This is a genomic window from Paenibacillus lautus (assembly GCF_050482385.1).
Lineage (GTDB): Bacteria > Bacillota > Bacilli > Paenibacillales > Paenibacillaceae > Paenibacillus_AQ > Paenibacillus_AQ lautus_B.
Map to the genome: position 1 here is coordinate 254,691 of NZ_JBCNHV010000005.1, position 15,051 is coordinate 269,741.

Genomic DNA, 15,051 nt, shown 5'->3' on the forward strand with positions numbered 1-15,051 from the left:
CCGGGTCTTCCGGTGCTCACGTACCCACAACGTACGCTCCGCTCCTTTCGCCCCTAGCTTCATCCAACCTTCTCGGTGCTGAAAACCGACCTTTTTGAACACGTACTTTATGCATGGAGAAACTGCTTCTCCACATAATCCGCCAACAATCTTGCACCATAGCCGGTAGCCCCCGCTGCGGAGTGGGGGAATTCCCGTTTATACTGGACCGTGCCCGCCATATCGATGTGCACCCATTTCATGGAATCCGCCACAAAGTGCCGGATAAACAGCGCAGCCGTTATAGCGCCTGCCAAAGTGGACGTACCCACATTTTTCAGATCGGCATAATCGCTTCTGAGATCCGATTCGTACTCGTCCATCAGCGGCATAGGCCATAGGCGCTCTCCGTTACGCTCACCGATCTCAACCAAATCGGCCGTAATCTGTTGATCGCCCCAGATGCCCGCAATCTCCAAGCCCAGTGCGGCTCCGACATTACCGGTGAGGGTTGCGATATCAATCACCTTTTCTGCGCCAAGCTTTGCTGCGTGCAGCAGCGCATCCGCAATGATCAATCTCCCCTCCCCATCCGTATTTGCGACCTGAACGCTTAAACCATTCGGATAATGAACAACGGAAGAAGGAAGCATCGCATCCGGTCCCGATAAATTATCCGCAACGGCTATAAGCGCCGTTACTCGTACCGGAGCTTTTTGCGATACTAGAATATCTATGGCACCCACGACGGCTGCAGCGCCTCCCATATCCATACGAGCATCGCTGATGTCTCGGCCGATTTTGACGTTCATCCCGCCCATATCAAAGGTTACGCCTTTACCGATGAGCACAATATGAGGACTCTCCTTCTCGGAATCCACCCCATTATAGGAAATCTCCATCATGGCAGGCTCGTATTTGCTGCCGGCACCGACAGCGATCAGACCGTTCATCTGCCGATCATGGAGTTCTTGTCCGCGATACACATGAAGCTGAACGGGTGCCTTCTTGAAACGATCCTCGACAACCGCAACAAACGCCTCTGGATTTAGCGTTTCCGGTGATTCATTCACCAGGTCTCGGGTGAGCTGCGTCCCTTCGATTCGGATTTCTGCCGTCCGTATGATGACATCCATCTCTTCACGGGAAAGCCCCTGCCAATCTTCCTGTCGAAGATTTAGGGACAGAGCTTGCAGATTGGCCGTAACCCCGCGATGCTTATTGAATTGATATAATCCATACATCCAGCCTTCAACCCACGCTTGAAGTTCTTCCTCCACCGAAATCCGGGAAGAAGCCCGGTCATCGCGGATTGAGGTGCGTATCAGTACTGCGCTTGATTTGTATTCCTTGAGCAGTGCTCTCGCAGCTGATGCGCCTGTTCTGCGAACTTGCTCCAACGTCAGGTTCGAGCGCTGCCCCATTCCAACTACGAGATCGTCTGCTTCTTGATCGGAGCGGCCATAGAACCAAGTCAGCTTCATGCTATGCTTTCGAGATTCCGTTAATCTGAAATGAGTCTCCTCGCCCTCATAAACCACATAAATCGAAGTATCTGCCAATGAAGCTTCATCTATTGTGATATTCATATCGAGGCCTTTCCTCCTTATATAAGAGAATCAACGCTGTTAAGCATTTTTCATGATTTCTTCGTCATATAAATGACATGCCACCTGATGGCCCGGCTCCACCTCACGATAAACCGGGGTAATCTGTTTGCACACTTCCATGCAGGATGGACAGCGTGTATGGAAGCAGCAGCCTGTCGGCGGATTCACCGGACTCGGCAGATCCCCCTTCAGAATGATCCGTTCCTTCTTCTGCTTCGGATCCGGGACAGGTACCGAGGACAGCAGGGCTTGAGTATAAGGATGCAGTGGACGGTCGTACAGCGTATCTTTATCGGCCGTCTCCACGAGCGCGCCCAGATACATGACACCAATCCGGTCGCTGATATGCTCAACCACGCTGAGATCATGGGAGATGAACAGATAAGTCAGGCCGTACTCCTCCTGAAGATCCTGCAGCAGGTTCAGCACCTGCGATTGGATAGAAACATCCAGTGCAGATACTGGTTCGTCGGCTACGATCAGATTCGGACGCACGGACAGCGCTCTGGCAATGCCGATCCGCTGCCGTTGACCGCCGCTAAACTCATGGGCAAATCGTTCCGCATGGAAGCTATTCAATCCGACCGTTTCCAGCAGCTCGCAAGCCAGTTTGTCCCGCTCTTTGGTGCTCAGCTTGGTATGAATGAGCAAGGGCTCTGCGACCAGTTCTTTGACCTTCATCCTTGGATTAAGGGAAGCGTAAGGATCCTGGAAGACCATCTGCATGTCTTTGCGCAGCGGGCGCATCTGATTCTCATTGTATCCGCTAATATCCGTCCCGTTAAACAGGACCTCGCCGCTATTTGGCGTCAGCAGTCGGGTCACCAAGCGACCTGTCGTCGATTTGCCGCAGCCGCTTTCGCCAACCAGGCTGAAGGTTTCGCCCTTATGGATTGCGAAGGAGATTCCGTCCACGGCACGAAGCTGCTTGGACGTACCGAAGAATCCTTTTTTCACCGTGAATGATTTCTGCAAATTCTTTACTTCTAATAGAGGTGTTTCTTTCATGCGGTTTCTCCTCCCTTCGAGTGACCTTCCTGAGTCAGCCAGCAGCGGCTCTTGCGATGTTCTTCATGTGCGACAGGGAGAAGCTCAGGCTCCTGGGAGAGGCATTGCTCCATCACAAATGGACACCGCGGGGCAAACTTGCAGCCTTTCGGCATGTTCCGTAAATCCGGCACATTCCCTGGAATGGAGTCCAAACGGCGTACCTTTTGTCTAAGCTTGGGCACTGAATTAATGAGTCCTTTGGTGTACGGATGCTGAGGATTCTCGAACAGCTCTTCAACCGTCGCCTCTTCCACGACTCTGCCTGCGTACATGACAACCACCCGGTCGCACATTTCGGCCACGACGCCAAGATCATGGGTAATGAGCAGCATGCCCATTTCCTGCTCGGTCTTCAGTCGATTCATCAGATCCAGGATCTGAGCCTGAATCGTGACGTCAAGGGCGGTGGTCGGCTCGTCGGCAATCAGCAGCTTCGGATTGCAGGACATCGCCATCGCAATCATGACCCGCTGTCGCATACCGCCGGACAATTGGTGTGGATAGTCATCCACAACTTCATCGGCCCGCGGAATCCCCACAAGTTTGAGCGAGTCGATGGCATGCTGCCGCGCTTTCTTGCGGCTATACCCCAAGTGCAGCATGATGGATTCCTCCAGCTGTTTCCCAATACGAAGGACGGGATTCAGCGATGTCATCGGCTCCTGGAAGATCATGGCCAGCTCGTTTCCGCGATAGCGGCGCATTTCTTTTTCCGACATTTGTACGAGATCCTTGCCCTCAAAGCTTACCGAGCCCCCGGATATTCTGCCGGGCGTATCTTTAAGAAGCCTCATGATGGACAGGGAGGTCACGCTTTTGCCGCATCCGGATTCACCCACGAGTCCAAGCACTTCGCCTTTATTGATGTGAAAATCGACCCCTGCTACGGCAAGCACCGATGAGCCATCGCGTTTGAATTCGGTTTTGAGACCCTTTACTTCAAGCAATGTTTGCGTCACGATCTATCCCCCCTATTAGTTTTTCGTTTTCGGATCAAGGGCATCATTCAGTCCGTCACCGATCAGATTGAATGCAAGCACGGTCAGGAAAATCAGGAGTCCCGGGTAGTACACGATATGCGGAGCAATACTTAAGTAATCGCGCCCCATACTGAGCATGGCGCCCCAGTCAGGTTCCGTCGGCTTGGCACCAAGCCCGAGGAAGCTTAAAGAAGAAGCAGCCAGAATAGCGCCGCCGATTCTCATCGACACGTTGACAATGATGCTGGGAACCGTCTCAGGAAAAATATGCTTCCACATAATCCGGTTATGCTTGGCGCCCATGGATCTTGCAGCTTCTACATATAAAGACTCCTTGGCAGAGAGTGTCACGCTTCGGATGATTCTGGCAAACGACGGGGTGCCGAAGACAGCCACGGCGATGACCACATTCGATAAGCCCGGTCCCAGAATCGCTACGATTCCGATCGCAAGCAGCAGATCGGGGAAGGAGAACATGACGTCACTGCCCCGCATGATGAGACGGTCGATCCAGCCGCCATAATAGCCGCTGATCAGACCGAGAATCGTACCGAGAACTGCGGATATAAATACCGCGCTTAAGCTGACCGCCATGGTCAACCGGGTGCCGTCAATCAAGCGGCTTAAGATATCGCGGCCGTACTCATCCGTACCCGCCCAATGGGCTGCCGACGGGCCTTGCATCATTGCATCATAGTTAGGCTCATTCGGAGGATACGGGACGATTTGCGGACCGATCACCGCCAGCACTAACAATAACAAGATAAATCCGCTCGATATAACGGCAAGCTTTTGCTTCATAAATTTGGACATGAACGCTCTGAATTTGCCAGTTGCCTGACTCTTCGCAAGCGTATCCTCCGGTACGGAGGAATTGACCGTCACTGTTGAATTGTCGCTCATGGGTTCCCCCTCCTATTTCGATGCATACCGGATTTTTGGATTCAGTACACCGTACAATAAATCGACAATCAGGTTAATCAGAATAAATTCGGCTGCAAACAGCAGTAATAGTGCTTGAATGACGGTATAATCCCGGAACGCAATCGAGTCTACCAAGAGACGCCCCATGCCGGGAATACTGAATACGGTCTCAACCATAACCGAGCCGCCCAGCAAAAATCCGAACTGCAGCCCCGCAACGGTTACGACCTGAATCAGGGAGTTGCGCAGCGCATGTCTTCCGACAACGACGAATTCCCGCAGACCCTTAGCGCGTCCCGTCCGGACATAATCCTCACGCATTGTCTCCAGCATCGACGTACGGGAGTACCTAGCCAGCATGGACATAATCCCGGCCCCCAGTGTAAAGGAAGGCAGAATGTAGGACTGCCAGCTGTCGACACCGCCTGTTGGGAACCAGCCCAGCTCGACGGAGAAAATTTGAATAAGTACAAGACCAAGCCAGAAGCCTGGCAGGGAAATACCGGATATCGCAGTCAACATCCCGATATAGTCCGGCCATTTTCCGCGATTAACGGCAGATACGATACCAATGATCAGACCAATGACCAATGCCCAGCCAAGGCTGGTAAATGTCAGGACAATCGTCGGGAAAAAGCGGCTTTCCAACATGTCCGTCACCGGCAAACCGGAAGTAACGGATACACCCAAGTCACCCTTCAACAGATCACCCATGTAGTTCACATACTGCTGCCATAGTGGCAAGTTTAAGCCTAGCTGCTCTCGAATCCCGTTGATCTCCTCAAGGGTGGCATCCTTACCTGCAACAAGTCGTGCCGGATCTCCAGGAATAAGGTGAATGAACATAAATACAAGAATGGATACAACGAACAACAGCGGGATAACACCCAGCAGCCTCTGAATTGCATATCTTCCCAAAGGATGTGCCTCCTTTCAACATGCCAGCTTTTAAAATACGATGGGCCGCTTCCTTATTGATTCAAGAGGCGGCCCACCACAAGGTATACGTTTAGCAAGCTCTTCGCTGCCTGATTATTTGACTTCTGCGTTGATCACACTGATCGATCCGTCCGGAAGGGCTTTAACGCCTTCAAGATAAGCTCTCTTGCCGGTGATGACCTGATCGACCCCGAGGAATGCCCACGGAGCATCTTCCCAGATTTGTTTTTGGATGTTCGCATAGATTTCTTTTGCATCTTCAGCTTTTACGGATGCGTTAGCATCTTTGATCCATTGGTCTACATTGTCGTTCTTGTAGTATGCCGTATTGGAGCCAGCCGGCGGGAAGAACTCGCTGCTGAACAGACCTTTTGTTGCGCCGTCAGCATCACCTGACGAAGGTGACCAGCTCACATACCACATTTGAATTTTTGCGTTTTCCGGTGTAGCCGAGTTAATCTGATCGGACAAGGTAGCGCCCTCCATCGATTTCACGTCGACTTTGATTCCGACAAGCGCCAGCTGCTGCTGAATGAACTGCATGCCTTTCATCGTTTCGGAATCATTTTCTCCCCAAAGCTCTGCTTCGAATCCGTCCGGATAGCCCGCTTCCGCCAAGAGGGATTTTGCTTTCTCCAGATCATAATCATATCCGGATTGCTCGGAGTAGTGCTGCGTCATGGAGGACATGGAAGACTTCAGCTTCGAGCCCAGACCGGATTTAACCACTTTAATGTAAGCATCTTTATCGATGGCATAGTTGATGGCTTGACGAACCTTCACATCGTCATAAGGCTTCTTCATGGTGTTAAGCGTAATATAACGAACGATAGTGGAATCGGTCTTATCAATAACGATATTGGAATCGCCTTCTACGTCAGAGACTTGCTCGGTAGGCATTGGATAGATGAAATCCGCTTCGCCCGTCTTCAGCATCGCGATCCGGGAACCGTTCTCCGGTACCGGCTTGAACGTTATGCTGTCCACCTTCGGAAGACCTTCTTGCCAGTAATCTTCATTCTTTACAACAACAAGGCGGTCACCTTGAATCCATTCCTTGAACTTGTATGCCGCCGTACCAACAGGATTCTTCGTGATGTCAGCACTTTCTTTGAGCGCTTTCGGGCTGATCATCAGCGCCATCGCGGTCTTGTTCAAGAAAGCGTTGTAAGGTTGGCTAAGGGTGATGACAACCGTGTGGTCATCCGGAGTTTGAACATCGGCGACGGTAGAGAAGCTTTTGCGCATTCTAAGGTTGTTCTTTTCATCCATGATGCGATCCAGGTTGACTTTTACGGCTTCTGCGTTGAAATCTGTTCCATCATGAAACTTCACGTTCTGGCGCAGATTGAATGTGTAGGTCAGACCGTCTTCGCTGATCTTGTAGTCTTCAGCCAGCACAGGAACGAGTTCCATCTTCTCGTTGAAGCCCATCAAACCTTCGTACATCGTGCGTGCACCGGAAATAGAATGCGTGTCTCCGGCATTGTGAGGATCAAGCGTAATGAAGTTGGCGTTAATCGCAATGACAACATCTTTGTTATCTTTTGTCACCGGCTTGCTCTCGCCGCCGCCTTCACTTGCCCCTTTGCCGCTTCCGCTGTTTCCGCCGCAGCCTGCCGCAACAATCGTAAATGCGAGCAGCAGCATGAGTAGTGACCATGTTCTACCTTTGAATCTCATTGTTTTACTCCCCCTTTGATGTAGTGAATATCTATAGATTCACTCGCCGCGCCAGCATATAATATCCTGCCGATCGCCTTGAGTTCCTCACAGCTTAAACATTCCATTCATATACCGCGCGTCGCTTCCCAACCAGCGTACCGCCATCATTGAAAATCTCATTCGGAACAAGCGCATACAAGCGGTCGATCGTAGCCTGATCGCTGTAACCGAGGCGCTCCAGAATGGAAGCGATAATGCATGGCCATACTTGCTCGGAGCCATCGGATACTTTAAGCGAGATCGCCAAGCGTTCTTTCCGAAGTCCGATACCATACACACCCTTTGCGCCGCCCTTGGCTGCCAGATTGTGGTCCCGGAGCAAGGCGGAGCACACAAATTTCGTGTCTGCAATGATATCCGGATACTCATTCATCAGCTTTGCCATTCTGGCAGCTGCATCCGCCGTCTCTGCGTCCTTGATCAAATCCGGGCAGGCCAGCTTAAGGAAAGCGTATCCGATACGGTCCAGCGGAAGCGCGAAAATGGGAAGCCCACAGCCATCAATGCCTTGCGGAATCGAGGAAACCGGAACTTCGGCAAAATAAGCCAGCGTCTCGATGATCTCTTGCTGAACCGGATGCTCCGGCTTGTAATACGTGCTCTCGTCCCAGCCCATATGTTTACACAAAGCGATCAAGCCGCTGTGCTTGCCCGAGCAGTTATGGAAGATTCGCCGCTTGTCCTCATGATCGCGATGGCGCTGCGCCTTGGCATCCTCGTTCAATGGATACGTTGCGCAGCAGTGAAGCGCTTCTTCCTGAATCCCGGTTTTCTTCAGAATCGATTCCAATGCGTCGATGTGGAATCGTTCGCCTCGGTGGGAAGCGGCAAACAATGCTGTCTCCTCCCCCGTAAGTCCGTACACTTCGTCAATCCGGCGTTTCATTACAGGTATTGCTTGGAACGGCTTAGCCGCCGATCTCAGAAAGGTCATGTGATGCGGATCACCCGCCGCATAAACCACCTTCCCGTTCTCGTCTACAACGCTGATCGCTCCGTAGTGGATGTTCTCCAGTACGTTTCCGCGATATTCCTCTACCAATGGCACAAATCCCATGATTTTGCTCCCCCGATCTCCAGTTGTATTAATTCAATCGAAAATAACGATCCTGTGCGACAAGTCCCGACCCTATGATGACCCCATGCTCGTGAAGCTCCGAGCGAACAATCGTGAAGGAATCCTGAAGCGGTTCCCAGATATACTGTGAGTAGCACAGGTGGGTGATCTCTTCATATACTTCAGGAAACTTGTCCAGAATCTCACCACTCAATATGACGCTGTCCGGATTGTACATGCTGACGACGTTATTAATCGTAATCGCCATATACGCGAGTGCCCTATCGATTAAATAAGTCGCCCATCGTGTTCCAGCCTGTCTTTCCGTGAACAGCTCCTCAATCGTACGAACGGGTTTAATCTTGCTGGCTTCCGACAACAAGGACGGTATATTGATATAAGTCTGGAGGCAACCGGCTTTACCGCAGTCACACATCATACCTTCAGGATCAACGGTCGTGTGTCCGATTTCCCCCGCGCTATTGGTCACCCCGCGGTAAATCTCCCCTTCCAGGATCAGCGCTGAGCCTACGCCATTACCGAATCCGAGGAGAACCGTCCGGTTGGAGCCGTATGCCGAGCCTTTAAGCTGCTCCGCCAATGCCTTTACCTTCAGTTCATTGTCTACCACCGCTTGAAGCCCGGTTAATTCCTTGAGCCTCTCGGCAAGCCTCACATTTTTCCAACCAAGCTGTACCGAGAAATTGACCACTCCGGCATCAACATCGATGATACCCGGCAGTCCCACGCCAATACCCACCACCCGTCTGCGATCGATATCGCTTTCCGCGATGAGTTCCTCAATGGTGTCTGCAATTCGGGCTACCGTGGCTTCAGCCGTATCCTCCGACAATCTTGGAAAACTTCCGCTGCACAATACATTTCCCTGAACATCGATGAATCCAATATTGGCTTGATGGCGATCGAGCTCAACGCCAATCGAGATGACTGCCGTATCCAGCAGTCTTATTAAGGAAGACTTTCTTCCGCGTCCGGACGAGGCTTGTTCTTCCGTTTCGTGAACGTACCCTTCTTCCGTCAGTTCCGATACGATCCGGCTGACCGTTGTCGGACTCATTCCCGTCTGTTTGGCAATAGCTGCTCTTGAAATCGGCTGTTCGTTCTTGATGATTTGGAATACTGTGAGTCTGTTCTGCCGCTTCATAAAGTCTTGATCATGCTTTTTCACGAAGACATCCCCTATTTAATTTCATCAGTAGATTAATTAGATCATTTTTCCAAATAAAACGATCCGAAATCATCAAAAAACCGTGATTATTATCAAATTCTATATTTTTATTCTCCAGTGATATTAATAATAAAACGTGTTTTGTAAATGTGTCAATATATATGACACATTTAAATTATTATTTTTTTGTTTCTGGAAATGTAAGTGTTTCAATGTTTTGCGAAAGAAATTCATTCTCGTGCATACATACAGATGACCGCGCTTCGCGCACAACATGACATTAACCTAACACAAAATCTCCTAAAATGTAGATAACAACGTCGTTCCACCTCATAAATAAAGCCATCTGAGGAAAGAATGATTGGGACATTCTTCATCTCGGATGGCTTCAAAAGGAGGAAATCTATGATTATTTTGGTATTATCCCGAGTCTTTAGTTGCTTCCCTGCATGATCCGCCTAAAACGAATTAAACCACCCGAGAAATAAATTCGAGGTGACCCTCGAAAATCTCGGATGGCTTATGTATATAGAAATTTTTATATTCATATTGTTCTGATTCTTGATAGAATGAGCTGAACCTACAGGATAGTAAATAATTGATCCTGAAAATTTTAGAATGCTTTAACCTTTATGTTTATTGAATCCCCGTTTATTAAAAGCTGACTCTCTTATTGATCTCTTAATATGATCCTTAGTCCATTGTCATTATCTGTTAATCTTTTATCTTTTGAACTTGGGAGTTTCACCCACCCAGCGGAGGTTTGAGGATAGCTGATCCTTTGGGAGTCCGTTTCTACCTTACTTATTTCATTCAGGAAACGGACGGACAACAGAGCGGATAGCCTCAAACCGGAGCACCCGATAGCCTCAAACCGGAGCGCCCTACTTGTTTTTGTAATATTCAACCGCTTTATCGAAATAATGCTTCTGGTCTTCCGGCAGATCCTCAAAATAGAAAATGGCCGCAACCGGACAAGCCGCTTCGCAAGCCCCGCAGGAGATACAAATATCGGTATCGATGTAGAACTGGTCATCCCCTTCTTCTATGCAATCCACAGGGCAAACGTCAACGCACTCTCCCGCTTTCTCTTCAATACAAGCTGAGCCAATAACATACATCCGTATTCCACCTTCCCGAGTGTAATAATCTTTCAAACATTCGACTGGCTATCATTGCAAAAAGCTCAAACTTCATCAATTCCTTATTTTTCTATACTTTTTATACTATAATATATCATAATTATGTGGTTAATCATGCCAATTGTCAATAAAACGCGTAATGATAGCCTCAAAACAGCCATTCCGGTTGACTTATAGAAGGTAAAGACATAAGATGAGACATATTGCTTTTTAACCTTTTTTGTTAAAAAAGAAAGCATTCATCGAGAAACAAGGCGGTGATTATAGTGGATCAAGAAGTCGCATACAGTACTCGCGAGTATATCATGCAAATGTTAAAAATAAATGGTGAACTCAGCACAAAATCCATTACCGAGGCGCTGGGCATAACTGGCATGGCCGTTCGGCGCCATCTGGAGAGCTTGAAGAGCGAGGGTTACATCACCTATCGAACCGTGAAACAACCGATGGGAAGACCCGTCTCCTTATACAGTCTTACGGAATCCGCCGAAGATTTTTTCCCTAAGAACTATCATGCGCTTGCACTCGATCTCCTGAACGAACTGCAGGACGAGGCCGGTGATGATATGATTTCACGGCTGTTCGACAAGCGTAAGGATACATTGCTGAACAAGTACACGCCTACGGTGAAAGCCGATGCGCTCGAAGATCGGGTTGCAGCCCTGGCCCAGGTTCAGAATGACAATGGATATATGGTGGATTACAAAAAAGTCAACGAAGAAGAATATCTCCTCGAAGAACTGAACTGCCCCATATCCCAGGTAGCCAACCGGTACCAACACGCATGCCGCTGTGAGCTTGACCTGTTTCAGTCCTTGCTGGAGGCAGATGTGGAACGTACCGAGTGCCTTGCCAAGGGAGACAAAAAATGCGTCTACCGTATTCGAAAACAAACCGAAGCCAAGCAAACATAATATCTGTTATTGCCATTTCAGGCTCCTTCCATACAGGAAGGGGCCTTTTTTGTTAAGAGATAAGAAATTATAAACTTCAGAGGCTTACCCACCTTACCTCGCAAGAAAAACTTCCGCTATATGCGGTCTGTCTTCTGAGAAAGTACGTCGATAGACGTTTTGTCCTATCATATCCTATTCTCTTACCATGCAAGACATGTACAGTTCTTTGAATTATTTCAGCACCAGCAGTCGATCATCCTGATCGGAGGGCACACCCCGGCCATCGGTATTGTTGGTAATGACATAGGTTTTGCCGTCATGGACTTTGACGTCTCTTAATCGGCCTTCCCCCTCCAATACCGCCTCAAGCGAGGCGTTTTCCGGCTGAAATCGGTACAGCTTCTGACCGCGAAGGGTTGCCACGTACATGTGATCCTCCTCATCAAAAGCGATGCCTGAAGGAGCAATAGCCGTTTCGCTGCTGTGGTAGATCGGGGATTTCATGCCCTCTTGCTGTTCATCTCCGATAATCTCGGGCCAGCCGTAATTGCTGCCGGCCGTGATCTCATTAATCTCATCATGTCCGCCGGGTGTGCCGGACGGTCCATGCTCTGAGCTGTAGAATTCACCTTCCGAATTCCAAGCCAAGCCTTGCGAATTCCGATGCCCTAACGTATATACATAAGAGCCTGCAGTCGGATTATCCGCCGGGACCTTGCCATCCAGCGTCAATCGCAATATTTTGCCTGCTAGACTCTCCTGGTTTTGCGCAAGCTCTCCTTCACCTGAATCTCCCGTCGTTACGTAGAGCATCTCGTCGGGTCCGATCGCAATTCTGCCGCCGTTATGTACGTTGGAGCCGGGAATACGCTCAAGAAAGACATGCGACTCTGTCCATTGATTCCCCTCCTGCTTGAGAAGGACCAACCTGTTCATGACTTTTCCACCCAGATCATAGGTGTGGTAGGCGAAGGCCTTGCCGGAATTCTGAAAATCAGGAGCTAACGCAAAGCCCAGAAATCCGCCTTCTCCTTGATGAGCGACTGGCTTTTCGGTATGTACCGACTGTCTCGTTAATGTCCCATCCTTGATCTGAACGATATTTCCTTCCCGCTCGCTGATATAAATCGTATCGCCGTCAAAATCGATAGACCAAGGCGTCCTCAACTGCTCTGCAAGCACTTGATAAGCGGAATCATTTTTTTCCTCCCGACGGTCTTCCTGCCTCCCTTCTTCCTTAGAAGGAGTAGACTGTGTACAGGCAGCAAGAAGCAGCAAAACTGCAATTAAAGTTGCCCCAACCACCATTCGTTTCAAAATCCAGCACCTCCCGGGTAATTTTATAGCTCCGGTGTCATCATCTGGATGCCATGTTCCATGTCCTGCAATGAACGCAACACCATATCCTCATCGCTAAACGATTCGATCTGGCTGCCTGCTACATAATGAGTCTCATGTCCTCGTCCGGTAATAATGATCCTGTCCTCGTCACCGGCCAATTCCACAGCTCGTTGAATGGCTTCTTTACGATTCAGGATAACCTCCCAATTTCCCGCTTCATGCGAGGTTAAGCCACCCAGCATCTCGGCCATAATCTGCTCCGGATCCTCCGAGAACGAATTATCTGTCGTGAACAACACATAATCCGAATACGAAGCTGCAATGTCTGCCATGAGCGGACGTTTCAAGCGATCTCTTTCGCCCCGGCAGCCCATCACGCATATCATTTTGCCTAAAGTGATTTCTTTGGCGGATTGCAAAGTTGCCTTAAGTCCACTTGGATTATGCGCATAATCCACAACCACATGAAATCTTCGTCCTGTTTCTATTTCTTGAAATCGTCCATGAACCCCTGCAAATTGGTGAAGACTTCTGCGGATTTCTTCAAGCGTTACCCCTTCCAGCAAACAAGTGGTCATGGCAGCAAGTGCGTTATACACATTGTGAACACCATGCACCTTCAGACTGAAGTCGCCGTTTCCCCATGGCGTTTCTACATGAAACGTGCAGCCTTCCCGCATGTTTTGAATTTGTGTTGCCCGAACATCAGCCTCGTTGCGAATGCCATAAGTTACGATCTGTGCGGATGTACGTTTTGCATAATAGGATGATGCTTCATCATCCGCATTCAGGACGGCCCTCTTCAACATATCACGGTTACTGTTACCGAGCTGGGCGAACAACAGCTCCTTCGTATTGCGATAGCTCTCCATATTCTGGTGGAAGTCCAGATGATCATGCGATAAATTCGTAAAGACCACGGTCTGAAAATCGCATCCGCGCACTCTCCCCATATCCAATCCATGCGAAGACACTTCCAACACGGCATAGGCCCCGCCATGGGTGACCATCGTGTGAAAACAACGCTGCAGCTGGATCGTATCCGGCGTGGTATTCAGCGTCTTCTCTATATGATCTCCGATCTTCATGTAAAGTGTGCCTATAATGCCTGTTTTGCGGTGAGCGTCATTAAGTATTTTTTCTACCATATGGGTTGTCGTTGTCTTGCCGTTCGTCCCCGTAATTCCAATCAGTTTCAACCGCTGCGTGGGATCTTCAAAAAAAGCGTTTGCGAGAATCGGCAGAATTCTTCGGGTATCCGGTACCGTTATACGCGTTACGTTTCCTGGAAGCACTGGCAGCTCCCGCTCTGCTACGATGGCAACTGCACCATTGCGTATCGCATGCCGGGCATAGTCATGGCCGTCCACTTGAAAGCCCGGAACACAGACAAACAGGCCGCCAGGACGGATCTCTCTTGAATCTGTATCCAGGTTCGTGATTTCCACGGAAGTACTGCCCGTTATCGTCTTAAGTATCAACTGCTCCGTCAGTGATTTCAGAATCATGTGCAGGTTCCTCATCTCGTGATGTAATCAAAATCCCAGTGGTCAGTGGCAGTGTGATATATAAGATGTAGAATTTACGACGATGTATCATTTTAACCAGTATTTCTTATTAACCTAACCAAGCAAACGCATTCTGAAACTTGAAAGGCGGATTCCATTCCCCCCATATACTGGAACTTTCATTTGGCTCCTGCGTATTTCACTTTAAGGGGTTGATCTTATGTTTTTATTACTACTCTATGCTCTGATCATAACGGTCAACGTTCTGATCGTTTTGTTCGGCCTGTATGTCTTCAATCATCCAGATAATGATTGGTTACGAATGTTCAATGGAATTCCTGAGGATGTAGAACAAGATGATATTGATTTAGTAAAAATTAAGTCAGGGCTGTAATCGCAATCATAGTCGGTCTGATCATGGGTGCGTTTTCGGTATTACAGGCCATCGTTACACATATTGGATAGGGAGGTACATTATTTGTTTCCAATGCTAGTTGATGTGATCATGAAATTAACGATCATGACATTTTAAAGGTGCAAACACTTGGAATTTTAATTCCAACAAATTTATTTGAAATGAGGTATATATATCATGAGAAAGATTAACTGGCCCGGACGAACCAAGTTAGAAAATTTATCTGGTAACGCCTCTCTGGTCTTGGATGTTATTCTCTATATCCCTCGTTGGATCATGAGGCTTTTTTAGTGAGG

The 15,051-nt window shown here is 48.9% G+C and carries 12 protein-coding genes; 1 reads left to right on the forward strand and 11 read right to left on the reverse strand.

Translation table 11 applies throughout. The features are described from left to right. Window positions 1-107: 107 nt before the first annotated feature. From ABEW73_RS08825 to ABEW73_RS08865, 9 genes are all read right to left on the reverse strand, one after another. Window positions 108-1,568, reverse strand: a complete 1,461-nt coding sequence (locus ABEW73_RS08825; RefSeq protein WP_430164319.1) for a leucyl aminopeptidase family protein — start codon at window positions 1,566-1,568, stop codon at window positions 108-110. Between the two features lie 39 nt (window positions 1,569-1,607). After that, window positions 1,608-2,597 carry an ABC transporter ATP-binding protein gene (locus ABEW73_RS08830; RefSeq protein ID WP_430164321.1) on the reverse strand — a complete coding sequence of 330 codons (990 nt, stop codon included), beginning with the start codon at window positions 2,595-2,597 and terminating at the stop codon, window positions 1,608-1,610. Further along, on the reverse strand, window positions 2,594-3,598 hold the full coding sequence (locus tag ABEW73_RS08835) for an ABC transporter ATP-binding protein (RefSeq protein WP_430164323.1): 1,005 nt from the start codon (window positions 3,596-3,598) through the stop codon (window positions 2,594-2,596). Before ABEW73_RS08835 ends, ABEW73_RS08830 begins: the two co-directional genes overlap by 4 nt. A gap of 15 nt (window positions 3,599-3,613) precedes the next feature. Then, the gene (locus ABEW73_RS08840; protein WP_430164325.1) at window positions 3,614-4,522 is read right to left on the reverse strand and encodes an ABC transporter permease; all 909 of its coding nucleotides are present in this window, start codon (window positions 4,520-4,522) and stop codon (window positions 3,614-3,616) included. A 12-nt stretch (window positions 4,523-4,534) separates the two neighbouring features. After that, window positions 4,535-5,461, reverse strand: coding sequence for an ABC transporter permease subunit (locus ABEW73_RS08845; protein ID WP_076322007.1), 927 nt, complete (start codon window positions 5,459-5,461; stop codon window positions 4,535-4,537). A 114-nt stretch (window positions 5,462-5,575) separates the two neighbouring features. After that, the gene (locus ABEW73_RS08850; protein ID WP_430164328.1) at window positions 5,576-7,165 is read right to left on the reverse strand and encodes a glutathione ABC transporter substrate-binding protein; all 1,590 of its coding nucleotides are present in this window, start codon (window positions 7,163-7,165) and stop codon (window positions 5,576-5,578) included. 94 nt (window positions 7,166-7,259) lie between these two features. Next, on the reverse strand, window positions 7,260-8,264 hold the full coding sequence (locus ABEW73_RS08855) for an asparaginase (protein ID WP_430164331.1): 1,005 nt from the start codon (window positions 8,262-8,264) through the stop codon (window positions 7,260-7,262). Between the two features lie 28 nt (window positions 8,265-8,292). Continuing rightward, window positions 8,293-9,453 (reverse strand): ROK family transcriptional regulator, encoded by a 1,161-nt coding sequence (locus tag ABEW73_RS08860; RefSeq protein WP_430164334.1) that lies wholly within the window; start codon window positions 9,451-9,453, stop codon window positions 8,293-8,295. Between the two features lie 884 nt (window positions 9,454-10,337). Beyond that, entirely contained in the window at window positions 10,338-10,574 is a 237-nt protein-coding gene (locus ABEW73_RS08865) for an indolepyruvate ferredoxin oxidoreductase subunit alpha (protein WP_015736133.1), read from the reverse strand. A 287-nt stretch (window positions 10,575-10,861) separates the two neighbouring features. On the opposite strand from ABEW73_RS08865, the gene ABEW73_RS08870 reads away from it, so the two are divergent. Beyond that, on the forward strand, window positions 10,862-11,509 hold the full coding sequence (locus ABEW73_RS08870) for a helix-turn-helix transcriptional regulator (RefSeq protein WP_430164337.1): 648 nt from the start codon (window positions 10,862-10,864) through the stop codon (window positions 11,507-11,509). Between the two features lie 213 nt (window positions 11,510-11,722). Here ABEW73_RS08870 and ABEW73_RS08875 read toward each other — a convergent pair whose 3' ends face one another. Together ABEW73_RS08875 and ABEW73_RS08880 are read right to left on the reverse strand one after the other, a co-directional pair. Continuing rightward, a complete protein-coding gene (locus ABEW73_RS08875) occupies window positions 11,723-12,799 on the reverse strand; it encodes a PQQ-dependent sugar dehydrogenase (RefSeq protein WP_430164979.1) in 1,077 nt (358 codons plus the stop codon). A 32-nt stretch (window positions 12,800-12,831) separates the two neighbouring features. Then, complete coding sequence (locus ABEW73_RS08880) at window positions 12,832-14,340, reverse strand: UDP-N-acetylmuramoyl-L-alanyl-D-glutamate--2,6-diaminopimelate ligase (protein WP_430164340.1); 1,509 nt, start codon at window positions 14,338-14,340, stop codon at window positions 12,832-12,834. Window positions 14,341-15,051: the final 711 nt, after the last annotated feature.

What these genes read in the sequence shown, in the direction of transcription:
- ABEW73_RS08855 (WP_430164331.1), bottom strand. Translation starts at nt 8,264, where the DNA reads ATGGGATTTGTGCCATTGGTAGAGGAATATCGCGGAAACGTACTGGAG.
- ABEW73_RS08865 (WP_015736133.1), bottom strand. Translation starts at nt 10,574, where the DNA reads ATGTATGTTATTGGCTCAGCTTGTATTGAAGAGAAAGCGGGAGAGTGC.
- ABEW73_RS08840 (WP_430164325.1), bottom strand. Translation starts at nt 4,522, where the DNA reads ATGAGCGACAATTCAACAGTGACGGTCAATTCCTCCGTACCGGAGGAT.
- ABEW73_RS08830 (WP_430164321.1), bottom strand. Translation starts at nt 2,597, where the DNA reads ATGAAAGAAACACCTCTATTAGAAGTAAAGAATTTGCAGAAATCATTC.
- ABEW73_RS08880 (WP_430164340.1), bottom strand. Translation starts at nt 14,340, where the DNA reads ATGATTCTGAAATCACTGACGGAGCAGTTGATACTTAAGACGATAACG.
- ABEW73_RS08875 (WP_430164979.1), bottom strand. Translation starts at nt 12,799, where the DNA reads ATGGTGGTTGGGGCAACTTTAATTGCAGTTTTGCTGCTTCTTGCTGCC.
- ABEW73_RS08825 (WP_430164319.1), bottom strand. Translation starts at nt 1,568, where the DNA reads ATGAATATCACAATAGATGAAGCTTCATTGGCAGATACTTCGATTTAT.
- ABEW73_RS08850 (WP_430164328.1), bottom strand. Translation starts at nt 7,165, where the DNA reads ATGAGATTCAAAGGTAGAACATGGTCACTACTCATGCTGCTGCTCGCA.